Source organism: Bacteroides sp. AM54-2NS, from assembly GCF_003602935.1.
In the GTDB taxonomy this organism is placed as follows: Bacteria; Bacteroidota; Bacteroidia; order Bacteroidales; family Bacteroidaceae; genus Bacteroides; species Bacteroides xylanisolvens.
Genome location: NZ_QTMZ01000017.1, coordinates 42,274 through 61,624 on the forward strand (window position 1 = coordinate 42,274; position 19,351 = coordinate 61,624).

A 19,351-nucleotide genomic window follows, 5' to 3' on the forward strand; every position below is an offset into this window, starting at 1 on the left:
AGTTCAGCTTATATCAGTATTATAAGATAAAGAGCGGTGGATGAACGGGAGATTTCCTTATCATTCACCGCTCTTCTTTCATTTATTCAATGCTTCTTTTCACCACAGAGGACACGGAGGACACAAAGGTGAATTTGTTTTATGACTTACGGTTGTGACCCTAATTTTAATGCGTAATCCTCCTCTATAAAGTTGAAAAAACATGAAAACATCTGCCACCTGCAACCAAACGCGTGTAATGCACTAGTTGATAAATAGTTGGAGCGTGGCAGATACTGTTGCAGATAGGTTGCAGATCAAAGTATCTGCCACACAGTATAAGCCTTACATAAGCCAATTCTCCATGGGTGCAAAAGTTTATTGTATACATTAACTTCCCGTTTCCAGGCGGGGAACTGTCGTTTCCGGCATTAGAAATTACAATTTCCACGGCAGGAAACGAGAGTTTCTAAGGCGGGACACTACAGTTTCTACGTAAGGATACTGTCGTTTCCCCGTAGAGATACCAAAATTTCTCCATAGAGTCATCCCAATTATCCCATAGCTTTGCACAAAGGAATCAAGGCTTTTTCTTTGATTATATAACGTGTTGCAGATACTTTATCTGCAACCTATCTGCCACAGGTATCTGCAACGTTCCAACTATTTATTAACTAGTGTATTACACGCTTTTCGTTGCAGGTGGCAGATGTTTTTATGTTTTTCAACTTTATAGTAGGAAAAAATTTCATTCATTTCCGTACCTTTATGAGTCTTTTTATCCATAAATAATATCCAGTCAGTGGTAGTGCAGCCCCCAATAAGGCAGCAATAAAGGTAAGTATGCGAGTAAACATTCCTCCCCAGTTACCAACATGCACAGAATAAATCCAACCACGAATCTTTCCCGACTTGTCTTGATGTTGATAAAGACTTGTTTCTGTAAATTCACCATTATCCGTATTGAAAGAATAACGGTCAGATGCCCGCTGATTCCCGAAACGGTTGAAAGACACGCTTGCCGTACCAGAAGAAATACTGATTTGCTTATACTCCGGATTCTGACGTCCTAGTTTATCATAAATCTCCTGCCAATAAACGAATGGTGAAGTTACCGAGTACATATCACTGTGATTGTTTTCCGGACGTCCGCCTCTTTCACCCTTTCGAACCTCATTTCCTTCTCTTTTCTTTTCCCGATGGGCTGCCAGTTTGGTATCTCTCTTTTGAGCATCACTTTTCTGTTCATGTCCTTGGGCGGCACGTTGCTGTACTTCTACCCCGAAGACCTTATAGAAAGCCGTCCGATACCACGGAAAAGACCAGGTCAATCCCGTCAGTGCCATAGCCAGTAGAAAGATCAGAGCATACATTCCACCTGCCACATGCAAGTCATACCAAAACCTTCTCCAACCTTTTGTTGCTGTTATTTTCAGGCTATTCTTCAATGCTTTACGTGTACGCGGCCACCAAATGACAATTCCCGAAATCAGTACAAAAACAAGTAAAAGCGTACTGACACCTACAATCATTTTGCCCCAAAAGATTCCTTCATTTCCCGGATTCATACTATCCAGAAGCCAGCGATGCATTCGGAACATAAACATAAAAAAGCCGCTACGCTCACTTTTTCCTTTTACTTCGCCCGTATACTGGTCTACATACAAAGATGCACGACGTGGTTTGGAAAGACTAACCTGATACGCACGTCCGGGATCAGAAGATATGCTGACACCGGTCACCGATACACTGTCAGGCAATGTCGTCGCCACTTTTTCAAGCAGCTTATCCATAGGAAGAGGAGACTCCTTTACCGTTTCTACGTAGTAAAGATCGCGTCGAAACCACTCATTCACCTCATTTTCAAATACCAGCATGGCACCGGAGAAGCAGACAAGAGTTATTATCAGTCCGAAAGGGACGGAAAGCCACAAATGTATCTTTCTGAATATTTTTTTCATGTTTTCAATCCTATTTCTTGAAAAAGCCTGCAAAGCTTTCCGCTCGGCAGGCTTTTATCTACAAAAGATTCTCCATTTAACCGACTGTATTATTTTGAAAGATATTCCATCTTACCTACCGTAGTAATAGCGTCAGCTTCTACCGTTAAACCTTTGACTGCCTTGCCTGTTTTTGCGTCTATTTTATAGAAGGCCGGTTTTTCGCCCGTAGTCACAGTGACAGCCATATAAGCATAGCCTTTTTCTCCATAAGGCTCGCCACCAAACTTTCCGTCAGCCGGCAGACCTGTAACAGGCATAATCGTCTGATCTTCCGCCTTGAAAACAGCTAATTCGCTAACATCTGCACTTGTACCACCATTAATCATATCTTCCGCTCCCTTTTTATACAATTGAAGTAGGAAGTAATCTTCAGAGATGTGCCAGCAACGGAAAATAGGATGTTTAGTGCCTATCTCTTCAAAGTTCACATAGTAATCCGGATCGAAATCTGTTGCGCCTGCTTTGATACGCATTGCGCCCGAAGGCTTCTGTCCTGTTACCTTCTTCAAATCTGAAGATGAAACTGCCGTACGTCCATATCCGGGAGAGAACACATAGACGTCACCATTATCAGCGGCCCAAATGGTCTGATAATATTGTGAACGCATACGACCGCATGCATAGCCTATTTTATCAGTCTTGGCAATCACCGGAGTCTCATTGAAGTTCGTGCCACTATAAATTGCCACATAAGCATTATCCGGGTATTGTGTAGAAGGAATGACACCGGCTGTATATGCACCGCTGCCGCTACCACCGTCAGTCTTAGTCACAAGTTCCTGATCTGTCACAGCTTCCGGCCATTTTTTAATACCGTACTTACTCATTCCCATTGGGATGACAGATGTATAAATCTTATTGTTAGCTTCAACCAGACCTGCCCATGAAACTTTTTCACCATTACCCAAGTAATTTTCGGCAAGCAAGGTACCCTCTTCCTGACTGCCATCGGTCGCATCCAAATAGTTGAACAACAATGCTTGAGCCACATTCTGATCCTCATCTGTTATTTTCGAGTCCCCGGTGGAAACAGTCACCACTTTATCCCCCCAAGTACCGTATGACGTGATACGATTATAAGTGTATGTGTACTTTTCCTTCATTTTACCATCTGCCCCCAGATAATAGGAAGCTCCTGTACCTGCGCCACCTTTATTATAAACTAAAGCAAACACATAATCCAGTCCTTTATATACCCAATAGGTACCGCCAATCACTTCGGTTCCATTCCCTTGGGTCGACACTGTTCCTTCATCCAAAGAATTGGCTACTACCAAATAACTTGCTTCACCAGTTGTGGCAGCCACCACATAAGCCGTTTCTCCATCAATCAGCGGGTTATCCACCGGATTATTATCATCGTCGCAAGATGCCACAAACACACCGCTACTCAAACAAAAAGCTACGGCAAAAGCCTGTAATAAAAACTTCTTCATATATTCTTTATTATTGATTGATACTAAAAACTTACTTTTATTATTTACCGAAAAACACTCTGAACTTTCCATAGAATGCGCGCCCCGCTTTTTGCAGGCTAAAATTGTCAAACAGTTGGGCATCGGTGAAATTCCGACATTCAAATGATACATTATAACGTCCATTCTTCATGGTGTAGGACAAAGACAGATTATGAGAAAACTGTTCCGGCACCATATTCTTTGAATCTTTATCTCCGAGATTTTCCCAATAAAGAGGAAAATCGTGCTGCCAGTAGCTATCATAGCCGATGCTCAACACATTTCCTTTGACAAACAGGTCATTCCAATAAAAATTTGCATTGATATTAGCATAACGATAGGGCAGATTCGGCATACGCACTTTATAGTGCATGCTTTCCTGCAAAGAGGAACCCGCCAGAAACTTTTCGTAATCACGAGTATCGATGCTATTGAATGTTCCTCCTATATCAAACCAACGCGAGAAGCTATAAAGCAATGACAAATTATACCCTTTGGTCCTTACGTGACCGTGGTTCTCATAATATCCGTAGCTTGTTCCTCCCAATACGTCCAGTCCTCTTTTTATGTAATCTTTCGTATCCCGATATATCAAACCGGCCTCGGCATACAATTCATGCTTGCCAAACTGATGATTATAGCTGAAACTCAAATTGACATTATCACTTTTCTCCGGTTTCAGATTCATTTTGCCAGCTTCAAGGTCTTCATCTCCAAAGAGTTCGTCCGTGGTCGGCAGGCGGAAAGCCTTTTCGTACGAAAGTTTCACCTGAAGATCTTTCCATATAAAATAGGTACCTGCCGCTCCATATCCAAGAGCGCTTGCCGTATTGGACAGATTGATATAATTGCCTATTCCATCCGTATTCTGCGATACCGGTCCCTTGTTGTATTGCCGATAATATTTGGCAAATGCCGACACATTCCATCTGTCCGACGGCATCAGACGGTAAGAAAGCCCGCTGACGTTTTTACGGGTGATTTTAGGAATAGAAAAGTCCGTGAATTTGGAAGAAGCACCGATGGTAGAGCGGCTCGTACGTTCAAAATCACTGATTACATGACTGAAAGTAAACGTATGCGCCTGTCCGATATGATAATTCATCTTCAGCGTCCCATTCCAGTTTTTATTTTTAGATTCACTGTTCTGGTAAGACTGTTCTCCCCGGCTACCTTTTTCATAAAAATCTCCACGCCAGTTGTAAGCCCGCGAAGCGGTATCGACATTGTTGGTGATATTATGATTATAATTGGCAGTCAACAGTAGATCCAGGTTTTTCACCAATAAGTTCTTTTTGTAATATTCTAAAGAAGGGACCAACGAATGTCCTTTGCGGAATTTTTCACCGAACACGACATCTTGATAAACGCCTGTTTGTATCTCTTTATAGAAATGGGAATAATTAAAACTCAACGCCAGACGGTCTGCCCATTTCTTTCCTACCAGGCCGATTTTTCCAATCACGGCTTCATTATGATACTGGTCATTAAAACGTTTCAGATGATAAATCTTATTTTTATCAAGTGGCGGAAAACGTACGCTTCCATCTTCTTTAATCTCAAATTCGCGTACGTAAGTGTCTACATAATAATCATTATCCGAAAAGTTTTGAAAAGCATTAACCTCATACATAAAACCATTCTTGAACGTTTGTCCGAAGCGCACGTATGATTTATGAGTATTAAATGACCCGTAAGAATAGGAAGCGTCCATAAACCACTTTCCGGGTTGCTTGTTGGTGACAATATTAACCACTCCCCCAATAGCATCGGTTCCGAATCCTACAGGAACTACTCCTTTATAGACTTCTATACGGTCGGCAAAATTAATAGGAACATTGTTCAAATCGAATGCGGCACCGGCTCCCTCCTGTGGTATGCCGTCAATGAAGATTTTCACATGTTTCCCGCTAAAGCCATCGATATACAATTGCATATCCGACCCCACTCCACCTGATTCGCGGAGTTTTACACCGGGCACTTTAGTCAGTGCACCTGCCAAAGTCTGCGTACTATTATGCAATTTCTTCGCATCAATGGCTACCGCATTAAAAGCAGACTGATTCACACGACCGACTCCGGATGTCGTGACCAGCACCTCTCCCAGTTCTTTTACCGCCGGCGCGATAGTGACGTTTACTTTTATTCTTTCTCCCTTGGCTAATTTAACTTTCTTTTCTACCGTTTGATAACCGATAGCCGAAACGACAAGTGTATATTCACCGGCTGTAGTTTTCAAATGATATATACCTTTTTCATCTGTATAGCATCCTTGGTTGGTTCCTTTCAGATAAACTGTCGCAAAATCCACCACTTCTTTCTCCGTGGACATTACTCTACCCGAAATTAAACTATTACGGTGACGCCCATGTTGTGAATATACGGATACGGAAAACAAGAATGCCAGAAAAACCAAAAAATATTTATTGCTCATCTCCTTTTTACCTTTTTACTTTATACCTTTTCATTGCTCTAAAAGCGATGCAAAGGTAAGCAGAAAGAGGGATGCCAAACAATCCCTATCTATTGGTAAAAATAAGACAACAAAAATGAGATATATAGATATGTACAATACCTATATATAAGTAAATACTGGATAATTTAAATAAAAAAAGAAAAGAAAACCTACTTCAGCCAACTCGCCAACGCACGTTCCGTTACCTCCCACAACTGCTCTTTTTGCACATGATTCGTGTATTTATCAGACAAGTTTTTCCGGTGGTTATTGACATACAGTTGTCCTGTCACACCGGCTTCCTTTTCGTCCAACAGTAAACCGATTGCCGTAGAAGCCCCTTTCTTGGGTTTACGGATAAAAGGACGGAAAAAAATATCCGTTAACGGATCGAACCACTTGTGCATAGTGATGATATCAGTAGAAACAATTCCCGGATCGGCAGCATTGACGGTAATCCCCTTCTCTCGAAGTTGCTCGGAAAGCTCGAAAGTAAACAATAATAAAGCCAACTTCGTGTTACTGTAAACAGGAATCCGCCAAAACGTTCCCGTTTTCCCTCTATGAAAGAAATCTGGGAAGTCGAGCTTGCCGATTGCGTATGTACAGGAAACCATATTTACGATACGCGCTCCACGCACCATCAACGGAATTAATTTCCGGGTAAGCAGATAAGGTCCCATGTAGTTCACACTTACTGTTCGTTCGAATCCTTCGGAAGTAGTATGAAAACCTGTCTCCATCGTTCCGGCATTATTCATTAACAAAGAGATGGGAAGATTCCTTTCTAAGATCTGACTGGCAAAAGCAACTACGGATTGCATAGAAGATAAATCGATAGCTATTACTTCCAAATCCGGGTTTCCAATTTCCTTGCTCAAACGTTCACGAACAACCTCCGCTTTCTTCGGATGATAACAAGCCATTATGATTCGATAACCGGCTTTGGCTACGGCACGTGTTATTTCTGTTCCCATTCCTCCGTCCGCACCGGTGATGATTGCCCATTTCATTTCACTCATTTTTTCTCCAGTTTATCAATCTCCTTTTGTAAAGAGGAAGGTAATTGTTCTTTCAAATGTTGATGACAAGCCATTTCTATCGTATACATACGTCCTATGCAATAATTACTGTGTCCACAGTTGCAGCGTGCTTGTTCCTCCTGTTTCATCCGGTTCACGAATCCCGGTTCGTTCAGTAATGCTCTCGCCATCTGCACGGCATCAAAACCGGAATCGAGCACTTCATCTATTTTCTGACGGGAAACAAGACCACCGACATAAATCAACGGCGCATCCGGAAGAGCCGCACGGAATTTCAGTGCATCTTCAAGGAAATAGGCCTCTTTGAAGGGCACAGAGGGTATCATCCATTTGCCAAACATACGGACTCCGTATTTCAGCCACCAACAATTCATATAGTAAGACATCGAACGAATCGGCATGGCACCTCTCATTACATACATCGGCGCTTTGCTGACAAAACCACCACTCAACACCAATCCATGAGCGCCAAGTTCCAACAGTCGTTTAGCCACTTGTATGGATTCGTCAATCTCCATTCCTCCTTTGAAACCGTCGCGCATATTCATTTTTACGAAAACTGCCATATCACTGCCTGCCGCTTTCATCACTTCTTCCATCACCATATCCATAAAACGCATCCGGTTTTCGAGCGAACCGCCATATTCATCTTTCCGATGATTGGTGTAGGGAGACAGGAATTGACTAATCAAATAGCCGTGCCCCGCATGTACTTCAACGGCGTCAAATCCGGCTTTCCTCGCCAGATTGACTGCATTTCCATACGCTTTCGCCATTTCCGGCAGCTCCTCTTTTTCCATTCCACGCACAAACGTAGGAGAATAGAGGTTGAAGCCTGAAGATGCGGATATAGGAGTGACACCACATATATTTTTATGGGACATATTTCCACAATGCCCGATTTGTATACCTACTGCGGCACCTTCATCGTGCACGGCTTTTGTCAGTTCGTGTAAACGGGGAATAATGGACGGACGCAACCACAACTGACGGTCGAAAGAAAGTCCGCTTTGTGCCACGGCAGCATAAGCCACTGTTGTCATACCCACTCCCCCCGCAGCTACCGACCGATGGTAATCCAGCAACATCTGCGTGGGAGTATTCTCCGGACACATGCTCTCAAAAGCTGCCGAACGGATTGTTCGATTCCGCAGCGTCAAAGGACCAAAGGTGACCGGGCTAAAAAGTTTAGATTCCATAGTAGTTGATATTTTATTTAAGTCATACGTAAGTCGTGATGAAAAGCGCCCCTAATAAAGAAAAGGGAACACTCGTTTCCGTTCTCCCACTGCGTCTCCGAATTCTTCGCGGTAACGGCACCAAATAGCGTTGGCACGGGGAACAAGGTTAGCAATCGTCCACCAAAGGAAGACCAGACCGGAAAGTGAACAAGTGAGTATCGCCCAACCTGCCCATTCTACTATCTCACCGAAATAGTTGGCGGAAGTGACATAACGGTACATTCCTTTTTGAGGCAGATAATGCCGGGTGTCTCCCGGTTTGCGCAAATGACGGATGATATAATCCGACTGCCAGTTCAACAGCATACCTGCGAAAAAGAGCAGTGTGCCGATAATAAACCACGGTGAAGTGAACCAACCGGATTGATACATCGTTTCGGGAGCAAGATAGAAAATCCATTTTCCTTGCATATAACCATTCAGCAGATTAAAAAGAACTCCCATCGACATGATTGCCAGCGGCATCTTACTTTTTCCTTTCAATAACAAAGGGAAGATGAAAGCACGCTGAAAATAGTGAATCTGAAAGAAGAGGAAGAAAGTGAAAATCACCGGCTCGAACCGACGTTCGGAATAGATCCACATCACGCACATCACCACGAAAACCGGAGCTTCCATCAATATCCAGGCTAGTTTATTGGAGATAGCTACTCCCCACGATGCTGTGCGGAAAATACCATATCCGGCTTTCACAAAGTAAAGGGCGATAAAAACAAACAAAGCAATCAGGCTCATCACCCCCAGAAACAGATTAAAAGTATCTATACTCATACCGATCTATTTTGTAACACGCAAAAATAACAAAAATGAGATAAATGACGATACAAAAAATAGAAAGAATCTGAAGTACATTCTTTTACGAACATAAAAAAGGAGAAAATGTAAAATTTCCCGGATGCGCTTCTGAAATGATCGGGCACACATCCGGGATTACTTATCTATTTAATAAAAGGATTTGTTCTTATCAGCGTTTCTTAATTGGGATATAAGCCAAATCATCAAGTACATTTTTATAAGCCGGGCGGATAATCCGTTTACCGTCGAAGGTTAATTCTTCATTGCGGTGTGCACACCAGCCTACGATACGCGCCATGGCAAACAGTGGAGTGAAGATTTCCTGCGGCAAACCGATCATTTCATACACGAAGCCCGAATAAAAGTCGATATTGCTGGACACTGTCTTTCCGTTGTTTTTAACCCGTCCGAAAGTAGCGATGGCACGTTCTTCCAGCAGTTCAAGAAAAGCAAATTCGCTTTCTCTGCCTTTTTCACGGGCAAGGTCGCGAGCCAGTTCTTTCAATAGAAGAGCACGAGGGTCGGAGATGGTATAAACGGCATGTCCGATACCATAGATCAATCCGGTTTTGTTATACACTTCTTTGTTCAACATTCGGGTGTAATAAGTGTCTATCTCATCTACACTTGTCCAGTCTTTAATATTTTCCTTCAGGTGCTGAAACATGTCGGCAACCTGAATATTGGCACCTCCGTGAAGCGGGCCTTTCAGCGAACCGATACCGGCGGCGATGGCCGAATAAGTATCTGTTCCAGTAGAAGAAGTAACACGAACGGTGAAAGTGGAGTTATTACCACCACCGTGCTCTGCCTGAAGAATCAATAACAAATCAAGGGTGCGTGCATCCAGTTCGGTATAGTCTTTTTTCAGCATATACAGGAAATTTTCGGCAATAGAGAGCTTTTCCTGCGGATGGCGGATATGCAGAGAACGTCCGAAAGTAGCATGACGAAGCATATTATAAGCATAAGCGATGATAGTGGGGAACTTTGAAATCAGTTCAATACTCTGACGCATCAGGTTATCCCGGGAGGTATCATCCGCATTTGCGTCAAAACGATACATTTCCAATACACTGCGTGAAAGAATATTCATGATGTTGTTTCCTTCCAACTCGATGATGTTCATTTTCGTTTTCTGTTCCAACGGCATATTGTCGTTAATCAACTCACGGAAAGAAAGCAATTCTTCTTTATCCGGCAGACGTCCGGAAAGCAATAGGTAAGCCACTTCTTCGAAGCCAAAGCGTTTCTCTTTGATTATAGCGTGAGAAATATCTTCTACATCATAACCGCGATAGAACAGTTTTCCCGGTATGGGTTTCAGTCCACCACCCGGAACACGTTCATATCCTACTACATTACCGATTCTGGTTAAACCTACCAATACACCTGTGCCGTCTTCATTACGCAATCCGCGCTTCACATCAAACTTGGAGAACAATTCTGTATCAATCCGGGTAGCTTCCTTCATTTCCTCGGAAAGCTTGTAAATCAAGTACTCTTTTTTCATCTTTCTTCGTTTTTATTCGTTACTTTTATTTTTCAATTCTTTCTACGATCTCACGAGTGAAAGCGGAAGTAGAGAGGGAGGTTCCATTCGGCATAAAACGGGCTAAATCGTGTGTAGCACGAGCGTCCAGAAAGCTTTGTTCCAAGGCTTTCTCTATCAGAGCAGCCGCTTCTTTCCAGTCAAAATATTCTAGCATCATTACTGCCGAAAGGATAATAGAACAAGGGTTCACCACATCTTTTCCCGCAATATTGGGGGCTGTTCCGTGAGTCGCTTCAAAGATGGCATGACCTGTCTGGTAGTTGATATTTGCTCCCGGAGCGATGCCGATACCGCCTACCATGGCCGCCAGTTGGTCGGAAACGTAGTCTCCGTTGAGGTTTAAGGTGGCTATCACGGAATATTCTTCGGGAATCAGGAGTGTATTTTGCAAGAAAGCATCCGCAATGCAATCTTTTATCACCAGTCTGCTATCTGCCAAGGCATCGCCAAATTCACGTTGCGCCAGTTCGTAGCCCCATTTTTTGAAACCACCTTCGGTAAACTTCATAATATTCCCTTTATGCACCAACGTTACGGAAGGCAAATGATGGTCGAGCGCATACTGGCAGGCAGCACGTACAAGACGCTCCGTGCCCTCACGTGATACAGGTTTCACACCGAAAGAAGAGGTTTCCGGGAAACGGACTTTTGTCACGCCCATTTCGTCTTTCAGGAATTGATAGAACTTTTCAGCTTCCGGAGTTCCGGCTTCCCATTCGATACCTGCATAAATATCTTCCGTATTTTCACGGAACACACACATGTTCACTTTCTCCGGTGATTTGACAGGCGACTGTACTCCCTGATACCAACGAACCGGACGAAGACAGACGTATAAATCAAGTGTCTGACGCAGTGCTACGTTCAACGAACGGATTCCACCTCCGACAGGAGTTGTCAACGGACCTTTGATTCCTACCAGGTATTCCTGAAAGGTTTCCATTGTTTCATCCGGCAACCAGGAACCAGTCGCGTTGAAGGCACGTTCTCCCGCCAACACTTCTTTCCATTCGATCCGACGTTTGCCGCCGTATGCTTTCCGGATAGCTGCGTCCACTACGGCTTGCATGGCAGGAGTCACTTCGGCTCCTACTCCATCGCCAGTAATATAAGGTACGGTAGGCACATCGGGCACCAACAGCGTACCATCTGTTTGCATGGTTATTTTGCTCATTTTTTATCTTGCATTTAAGGCAGAGCCGGCACGAAACCAGGCTATCTGCTGTTCATTATAGGTATGTTGCACTTCAAAACTTTCTTTCGTTCCGTCTTCGTGATGAAGAACAATCGTCAAATTGCGCCCCGGTGCGAAATGGACTAAGCCTGATACGGACAGAAGATCGTGTTCCCGAATTTTATCATAGTCTGCTTTATCTACAAAAGTAAGAGCAAGCATTCCTTGTTTTTTCAGATTTGTTTCGTGGATACGGGCAAAACTCTTAGCCAAAATGACACGTACATTGAGGAAGCGTGGTTCCATGGCTGCATGTTCACGGCTGGAACCTTCTCCATAATTCTCTTCGGCAACAACAATAGACGGAATACCTTCGGACTTATACATCTTTGCCGTACCGGAAACTGTTCCATAAGTATTTGTCGAACGATTACAAACACGGTTCGTTTCACCATTGAAAGCATTGACAGCTCCCATCAGCATATTGTCGGAAATATTCTCCAAATGTCCCCGGAAGCGGAGCCACGGACCTGCCATAGAGATATGTCGGTAGTACATTTTCCCTGTGCTTTAATCAATAAAGGCATGTTCAGCAAGTCCTGTCCGTCCCATGCCGGGAAAGGAGTCAGAAGCTGGAGACGTTGAGAATCCGGTTTTACCCTGATTTCCGTTTTTGCTCCGTGCGGGGCAATATACCCTTCATTTCCCTGTTCAAAACCTTTCAAGGGGAGTTCATCTCCTACAGGCTCGGAGAGTTTCACTTTTTCTCCGTTATGATTCACCAGTCTGTCTTTCAACGGGTTGAAACAGAGATCACCGGCTATTGTTAACGCCATCGTTAGTTCCGGAGAAGCTACAAATGCATAGGTGTTGGGATTACCGTCAGCGCGTTTGGCAAAATTACGATTGAAAGAGGTGACGATTGAGTTCTTTCGTGTCGGATCGTCCGTCTCACGTTTCCACTGACCGATACAAGGTCCACAAGCATTTGCCATAATCGTGGCTCCCAGCCGTTCAAAAGCCTCAATCATACCGTCTCTTTCGGCAGTAGCCCGGATTTGCTCCGAACCCGGATTGACGATCAGCGGAGAAGCGACGCTCAAATTCTTTTCTGTCACCTGCTTTGCCAGAGAAGCTGCACGGCTCAAATCCTGATAAGAAGAATTGGTACATGAACCTATCAAGCCCACCTCCATTTTACGGGGGTAGCCGTTCAATAACACTTTTTCCGCAAATTCAGAGATAGGAGTAGCGGCATCCGGTGTAAACGGCCCGTTTATATAAGGTTCGAGTTCTGACAAGTCTATTTCAATTACACGGTCGTAATAGTTGGATGGTTCGTCGGTCACAATGTCGTCTGCACGAAGGTCTGCACCAACAAATTCAGCCCAATCGACTACACAATCTCTTCCGGTAGCTCTCAAATAAGTAGCCATGCGTCCGTCAAACGGGAATAAAGAGGTAGTAGCTCCAACTTCGGCACCCATATTGCAAATGGTAGCTTTCCCGGTAGCAGAAAGGGATTCGGTTCCGGGACCAAAATATTCGATAATAGCATTCGTTCCTCCTTTTACGGTAAGGATGCCGGCCAATTTCAGGATTACATCTTTCGGAGAGGTCCAACCGCTTAGTTTTCCGGTCAGACGGACACCGATAATCTTCGGCATTTTTAGCTCCCATTCCATTCCTGTCATCACATCCACGGCATCCGCGCCACCAACACCGATAGCCACCATGCCCAGTCCGCCTGCATTAGGCGTATGAGAGTCTGTTCCCACCATCATACCGCCAGGGAAAGCATAGTTTTCGAGCACTACCTGATGGATAATTCCTGCTCCCGGTTTCCAGAAGCCGATGCCATAACGGGAAGATACATCACGGAGGAAGTCGTATACTTCTTCATTGGTTAGTCTTGCCGTAGCAATATCCGCCTTTGCACCTTTATACGCCTGTATCAAGTGATCGCAATGCACTGTCGAAGGCACAGCCACCTGATCCTTACCTGCATTCATAAATTGGAGCAAAGCCATCTGCGCAGTCGCATCCTGCATAGCCACACGGTCGGGACGAAAATTCACATAATCCTCCCCCCGTTTGTAATCTTTCAAATCGGCTACATCATACAGATGAGCATACAAAATCTTCTCGGCCAACGTCAAAGGGCGTTTCAGTATAGCCCGTACGTGTTCTACCTTTCCTTTATAAGCAGCGTAGAAAGCTTCTAACATAGTCACATCATATACCATATTGCTTTTTGTTTTTTTAGTCTATCTATTAAAATAACGAACGACGTTCGAGTAATGTTTAACAAAATGAAATATTTTTTCTACCCGGAACGAAGATTTGTTACCTTTGTGCCTATTATGAGTAATAATCCGAAAAGTCCCATTATAGACCTTCAGCAACAGCAACTCCTCCTGCGGATGGAGTATGAATATGAGAAGGAAGAATTTAAGCGGCAGACCGAAACAATGGGCGTTGCCCGTAAAGTGAAGCGCGGTCTCTGCTGGTATCCTGTCTCTCTTGGCCGAAGTTACTACAATTCGCAGAATCAGCTTGTAATAGATATTACACGGACCGAAAATAAAGAAATAGAGCATTCCTTTGAGTTCGGCCGTCCTGTTTGCTTTTTCCACCAGTCATTCGAAGGAAAAGTGAAATATATGGATTTCATCGCTACCGTCAGCTTTGCCGACGAAGAACGAATGGTCGTAGTACTCCCCGGAGCGGGAGCTTTAGCGGAACTGCAAACTGACGGTATACTGGGGGTACAACTTTATTTTGACGAAACATCGTACCGGGCCATGTTCGAGGCACTGGAAGACACGATACGCGCCAAAGACAACCGCCTAGCGGAACTGCGCGACATTTTGTTGGGTACCCAAAAGCCGGGATTCCGCGAATTATATCCTGTCCGCTTCCCATGGCTGAACAGTACACAGGAAACAGCAGTCAACAAGGTGCTATGTACGCGTGATGTATCTATTGTTCATGGTCCTCCGGGAACCGGAAAGACAACGACTCTTGTCGAAGCGATTTACGAAACATTACACCGGGAACCACAAGTGCTTGTTTGTGCGCAAAGCAACACGGCTGTCGACTGGATTTGTGAGAAACTGGTAGACCGGGGAGTACCCGTGCTACGCATTGGAAATCCAACCCGAGTCAACGACAAAATGCTTTCATCCACCTACGAACGCCGGTTTGAAAGTCATCCTGCCTATCCGGAGCTTTGGGGAATTCGTAAATCTATCCGCGAAATGGGTAGCCGGATGCGCCGGGGTAGTTATTCTGAACGGGAAGGAATGCGTAATCGCATGAGTCGTCTCCGCGACCGCGCCACGGAGTTGGAAATACAAATCAATGCCGATCTTTTCGACAGTGCCCGCGTGATTGCTTCTACCCTAGTCAGCAGCAACCACCGCCTGCTCAACGGACGTCGTTTTTCGACTTTATTCATTGACGAAGCTGCACAAGCCCTCGAAGCTGCCTGCTGGATTGCTATCCGCAAAGCAGACCGGGTCATCCTTGCAGGAGATCATTGTCAACTTCCGCCGACTATCAAATGTATAGAAGCCTCCTGTGGAGGATTGGATCATACATTAATGGAAAAAGTAGTTCAGCAAAAACCTTCCGCGGTCTCTCTATTAAAAGTACAGTACAGAATGCATGAAGCCATCATGCAGTTTCCCTCTGACTGGTTTTATCATGGAGAACTGGAAGCTGCTCCGGAAGTACGCTATCGGGGGATTCTTGATTTCGACACTCCCATGAACTGGATCGACACTTCAGAGATGGACTTTCACGAAGACTTTGTAGGCGAAAGTTTCGGACGCATCAATAAGCAGGAAGCCAACCTACTACTGCAAGAACTGGAAACTTACATCGAACGTATCGGCAAAGAACGGATACTGGATGAAAGAATTGATTTCGGTCTGATTTCACCCTACAAGGCGCAAGTGCAATATTTGAGGGGAAAGACCAAAGGGAGCAGCTTTTTACGTCCTTTCCGCAGCCTCATCACCGTAAACACGGTAGACGGTTTTCAGGGACAGGAGCGAGATGTCATTTTCATCAGTCTTGTACGTGCCAACGAGGATGGACAGATTGGATTCCTGAATGATTTGCGAAGAATGAATGTAGCGATTACAAGGGCACGAATGAAGCTTGTTATATTAGGAGATGCCTCCACCCTTACCAAACATCCTTTCTATAAAAGATTGATGTTATTCATTAAAAAGGAGGATTAAATACTTAATCCTCCTTTTAACAAAGCACACTTTCTCCCGAAACCACACTTTTTTTAACACAAACAAAACAAACAATATTTTACATCAGTACTATTCTTAATTTTTCACCCTCAAAGATAGTCGATTATTCCAATGCACTCCAACTATTTCCACCATTTTATTTGCGGATCGCGCGTTTTTGCCCATTCTGCAAATTTAGGATATGTTTTATCAATGCGCTGATTCTCCTTTTTAAGATCTAAATTCAAAATAGAAGCGTCCAAACGAGCATCTACATGAATTGCAAACGGAAAACCATCTTTGCAAATGAAATAGGTACCATCTACATCACCACGAGAAATATCAGCTCCGGAAGGGAAACGATTATTCGCACCAGTCGTCGGCTTATGATCTGTCAGATGGACTTCTGTGGCAGAGTTGAATACTTTTATAAAAGGATTATAAGGAGCTACCACCACTGATTTATCAAGAGTAGGATTATTAAATTGTATGGATACCGTATATGTCTTCTCTTGAATATTCTGATTAATCATATCCTCCGCATTCACATTGGATACTCCCAATTCAGCTTTAGCATCCTTGAATAATGTTATCACATTACCTGAATAGGAAGAAGCTTCACTACCATTAACCGTTACTTTAGAAGCTTTACTCAAATCGAAAGGAACTTCATAAGCAAACGAGTTCTTATAATTAGCTCCCGTCCAAGCCAAGGTGAACTTATCAATAATATTAAGAACCTTATTATCTATATTATAATCAACGCTTGACTGATATTTCATGACTACATCATTCAAGTCATAATCTCCTTGTTCCGGCCAGTTATCTTCAAAGCCAAGCACTCCAGAATACATTTCTGTTCCTTGTCGATCACCCGGATTAGGAACATCCGGAACTTCAATAGCAGCAATAGGATTAGAAGAGATAACGAAAGCAACATCATTATAGTCATTTTCACCGTTTTTCCAGTCTTCCATAGTGATAACATTCACTCTATCACCTGCTTTATTTTTTGCTGCAAAAATTGCAGTGTGAGAAATTTTGTCACTATTCAAAGATTTGGTTGAGTAGAACATATTCCCATTAGCCTTGGCATTTACCCAGCCATTATTCCATATCAAGAAACCAATCTTTGTATTTGCCGGAATACGTTCCGGGTCCTTTTGAGGGAAATTACCAGTCTCATTTATATATTTTAAATTAACCGCAACCCCACTATAATAACCTAAACTATTTCCATGTGCGTTAGGAAATATGACACATGCATGCTTTGTTGCCTTCCTTATTTCATCAATAGAAGCATCTTTCGGATAGCAATAATAAGCAAATACACTTTTCGCCCCTGTGTCTCCCCCAAAATAGTTAATAACGACATTTGCATCTTCTTTTATCAGAATATCAGCATTATCAGTAACTAAAGGTCCTACGTTATTCTTTCCTTCCGGAAAATATGTCGTTATATAACTCTTGAGAGTTGCATCCACGTTGATCTTCTTAGAAGCATCCAAATAGTCAGGCTTACCTGAATTTGCATTCCAAGTTCCTAATACGTTCGGGATTACATCTGTAATAAATTTCACCGCAGCCCTTGTTTGTGCACTTCTCGTTGATGAATCCACAGGAGTAACATCAAGAGCATTCTCAAAGGTTATTTTTGCGCTGACATCCGAACCGACAACTTTAGTTTTATACAAAGTCGGCACACCAAAATCCGGAGAATAAATATAAACTTCTGAAACTGCTGTCGGGAAAGAAGCCGGTTTGATATAACGTCCTTGTATATCTGTAAATCCGGTTGCAATGTGTGACACCCCTGCTTTCTTTATAATCTGACCGCCTTCTGCCACATAAGAAAGCGGATTTTCAGCATAAACTTCAAAATAAGCCCTAGGACATTCCTTTCCATAATCAATATTCAATTGAATATTTTTAGTAGTGGCAAAGTCGAAATAGTTATCTAAAGTAACTTCTTCTTTATCTCCTGAATTAGCAGGATCATATACATCTTTCTGTAAACAGCTTGAGAAAGCAACAGAAACAACACTGATAACACATGCTAATTTAGCAATGTTAATCATTCTCTGGGGTAAGTTAAAACACATCATACTTCTCGTTCATTTTATTTGATAGTGCAAATATAAACATAAACTTGCATATTTTAATCACATTATTGATATATTTTTCAAAAAAAAGTTTCTGCAAGCTTCACCTACCCATTTTTAAATATCTTATTAATAAAAAAGGAGAAAGCAAAAAGCCCTCTCCTTCTTTTAAAACTTGTATAATCTGGTCTAATTAATTATTCTCCGGACGAAGTTTACGAACAGTTACAGCAGTCTGCCACATTTCGCTTTCGCGTAATTGACGGAGCTCCTCGTTTAACTTTTCACGATAATCAGGTTGTGAATTACTGTCGATAGAAATCTGTGCTTCGTTACCAGTCTTCACACTGTTATACAACTTTTCAACTACCGGTTTGATAGCATCGTGGAATGGGCCCATCCAATCGAGAGCACCACGTTGAGCAGTAGTAGAGCAGTTAGCGTACATCCAGTCCATACCGTTCTTTGCGAACAACGGCATCAATGACTGTGTCAGTTCTTCCACTGTTTCATTGAATGCTTCAGAAGGACTATGACCGTTTTCACGCAATACTTCGTACTGTGCCAGCAACAAACCTTGGATAGCACCCATCAATGAACCACGTTCACCTGTCAAGTCAGAAGTAGCTTCACGTTGGAAAGTTGTTTCGAACAGATAACCGGAACCGATACCGATACCCAGTGCGATGGTTCTTTCGTAAGCCTTGCCTGTAGCATCCTGATAGATAGCATAAGAAGAGTTCAAGCCACGTCCTCGAGGAACATAGTACGCAAAGATGTACCGGAACCTTTAGGAGCAACCATGATAACGTCGATATCAGCAGGAGGAACTACACCTGTACGGTCGTTCCAAGTGATAGCAAAACCGTGTGAGAAATAAAGAGCTTTTCCGGCAGTCAGGTAAGGCTTGATAGTAGGCCATACTGACATTACTGCTGCGTCAGACAACAGACACATTACAATAGTACCTTTCTCACAAGCTTCTTCGATACCGAACAAAGTTTCACCCGGAACCCATCCGTCTGCTACTGCCTTATCGTATGTTTTTCCTTCACGTTGACCAACGATTACATTGAAACCGTTATCACGCAAGTTCAGTGCCTGTCCAGGACCCTGTACGCCATAACCGATTACAGCGATTGTTTCATTTTTCAATACTTCACGAGCTTTTTCCAATGGAAATTCGTCACGGATTACTACAGTTTCAGTAGTACCTCCAAAATTCAACTGTGCCATTTTCTTTTTGTTTTTAGTTTTTGATGACTTACGCCATCTGTTATTAATTGATTTTATATTC

10 protein-coding genes and 2 pseudogenes are annotated in these 19,351 nt (G+C 43.2%); 1 reads left to right on the forward strand and 11 read right to left on the reverse strand.

What is annotated here, in order from left to right; genetic code table 11:
- Positions 1-731 precede the first annotated feature (731 nt).
- The 9 genes and pseudogenes from DXA05_RS12465 to DXA05_RS12505 all read right to left on the reverse strand — a co-directional run bounded on the left by DXA05_RS12465 (position 732) and on the right by DXA05_RS12505 (position 13,948).
- Positions 732-1,940: a PepSY-associated TM helix domain-containing protein gene (locus DXA05_RS12465; protein ID WP_120490104.1), complete on the reverse strand. Its 1,209-nt coding sequence runs from the start codon at positions 1,938-1,940 to the stop codon at positions 732-734.
- Positions 1,941-2,029: 89 nt separating this feature from the next.
- A complete protein-coding gene (locus tag DXA05_RS12470; RefSeq protein ID WP_128859212.1) occupies positions 2,030-3,418 on the reverse strand; it encodes a DUF4374 domain-containing protein in 1,389 nt (462 codons plus the stop codon).
- Positions 3,419-3,458: 40 nt separating this feature from the next.
- Positions 3,459-5,873 carry a TonB-dependent receptor gene (locus DXA05_RS12475; RefSeq protein ID WP_117611036.1) on the reverse strand — a complete coding sequence of 805 codons (2,415 nt, stop codon included), beginning with the start codon at positions 5,871-5,873 and terminating at the stop codon, positions 3,459-3,461.
- Positions 5,874-6,064: 191 nt separating this feature from the next.
- A complete protein-coding gene (locus DXA05_RS12480) occupies positions 6,065-6,916 on the reverse strand; it encodes an SDR family oxidoreductase (protein ID WP_008770745.1) in 852 nt (283 codons plus the stop codon).
- Positions 6,913-8,136 carry an NADH:flavin oxidoreductase gene (locus DXA05_RS12485; RefSeq protein ID WP_117611037.1) on the reverse strand — a complete coding sequence of 408 codons (1,224 nt, stop codon included), beginning with the start codon at positions 8,134-8,136 and terminating at the stop codon, positions 6,913-6,915. Before DXA05_RS12485 ends, DXA05_RS12480 begins: the two co-directional genes overlap by 4 nt.
- Positions 8,137-8,187: 51 nt before the next feature.
- On the reverse strand, positions 8,188-8,949 hold the full coding sequence (locus DXA05_RS12490) for a DUF1295 domain-containing protein (protein ID WP_087320508.1): 762 nt from the start codon (positions 8,947-8,949) through the stop codon (positions 8,188-8,190).
- Between the two features lie 193 nt (positions 8,950-9,142).
- Positions 9,143-10,486: a citrate/2-methylcitrate synthase gene (locus DXA05_RS12495; RefSeq protein ID WP_004299485.1), complete on the reverse strand. Its 1,344-nt coding sequence runs from the start codon at positions 10,484-10,486 to the stop codon at positions 9,143-9,145.
- Positions 10,487-10,511: 25 nt separating this feature from the next.
- A complete protein-coding gene (gene icd / locus DXA05_RS12500; protein ID WP_117611038.1) occupies positions 10,512-11,702 on the reverse strand; it encodes an NADP-dependent isocitrate dehydrogenase in 1,191 nt (396 codons plus the stop codon).
- Positions 11,703-11,705: 3 nt separating this feature from the next.
- Positions 11,706-13,948: pseudogene (locus tag DXA05_RS12505) on the reverse strand (aconitate hydratase).
- A 66-nt stretch (positions 13,949-14,014) separates the two neighbouring features.
- Here DXA05_RS12505 and DXA05_RS12510 point away from each other — a divergent pair.
- Positions 14,015-15,952 (forward strand): AAA domain-containing protein, encoded by a 1,938-nt coding sequence (locus tag DXA05_RS12510; protein ID WP_165861511.1) that lies wholly within the window; start codon positions 14,015-14,017, stop codon positions 15,950-15,952.
- A gap of 143 nt (positions 15,953-16,095) precedes the next feature.
- Here the strand turns inward: DXA05_RS12510 and DXA05_RS12515 are convergent, their stop codons facing one another.
- A complete protein-coding gene (locus DXA05_RS12515) occupies positions 16,096-18,057 on the reverse strand; it encodes an LruC domain-containing protein (RefSeq protein WP_004306756.1) in 1,962 nt (653 codons plus the stop codon).
- 190 nt (positions 18,058-18,247) lie between these two features.
- A pseudogene (ilvC, locus tag DXA05_RS12520) lies at positions 18,248-19,290 on the reverse strand (ketol-acid reductoisomerase).
- Positions 19,291-19,351 lie beyond the last annotated feature (61 nt).

Excerpts from the sequence above, each read along its gene's own strand:
- DXA05_RS12465 (WP_120490104.1), bottom strand. The coding sequence starts at position 1,940 with ATGAAAAAAATATTCAGAAAGATACATTTGTGGCTTTCCGTCCCTTTC.
- DXA05_RS12470 (WP_128859212.1), bottom strand. The coding sequence starts at position 3,418 with ATGAAGAAGTTTTTATTACAGGCTTTTGCCGTAGCTTTTTGTTTGAGT.
- DXA05_RS12475 (WP_117611036.1), bottom strand. The coding sequence starts at position 5,873 with ATGAGCAATAAATATTTTTTGGTTTTTCTGGCATTCTTGTTTTCCGTA.
- DXA05_RS12480 (WP_008770745.1), bottom strand. The coding sequence starts at position 6,916 with ATGAGTGAAATGAAATGGGCAATCATCACCGGTGCGGACGGAGGAATG.
- DXA05_RS12485 (WP_117611037.1), bottom strand. The coding sequence starts at position 8,136 with ATGGAATCTAAACTTTTTAGCCCGGTCACCTTTGGTCCTTTGACGCTG.
- DXA05_RS12490 (WP_087320508.1), bottom strand. The coding sequence starts at position 8,949 with ATGAGTATAGATACTTTTAATCTGTTTCTGGGGGTGATGAGCCTGATT.
- DXA05_RS12495 (WP_004299485.1), bottom strand. The coding sequence starts at position 10,486 with ATGAAAAAAGAGTACTTGATTTACAAGCTTTCCGAGGAAATGAAGGAA.
- icd (WP_117611038.1), bottom strand. The coding sequence starts at position 11,702 with ATGAGCAAAATAACCATGCAAACAGATGGTACGCTGTTGGTGCCCGAT.
- DXA05_RS12510 (WP_165861511.1), top strand. The coding sequence starts at position 14,015 with ATGAAATATTTTTTCTACCCGGAACGAAGATTTGTTACCTTTGTGCCT.
- DXA05_RS12515 (WP_004306756.1), bottom strand. The coding sequence starts at position 18,057 with ATGATGTGTTTTAACTTACCCCAGAGAATGATTAACATTGCTAAATTA.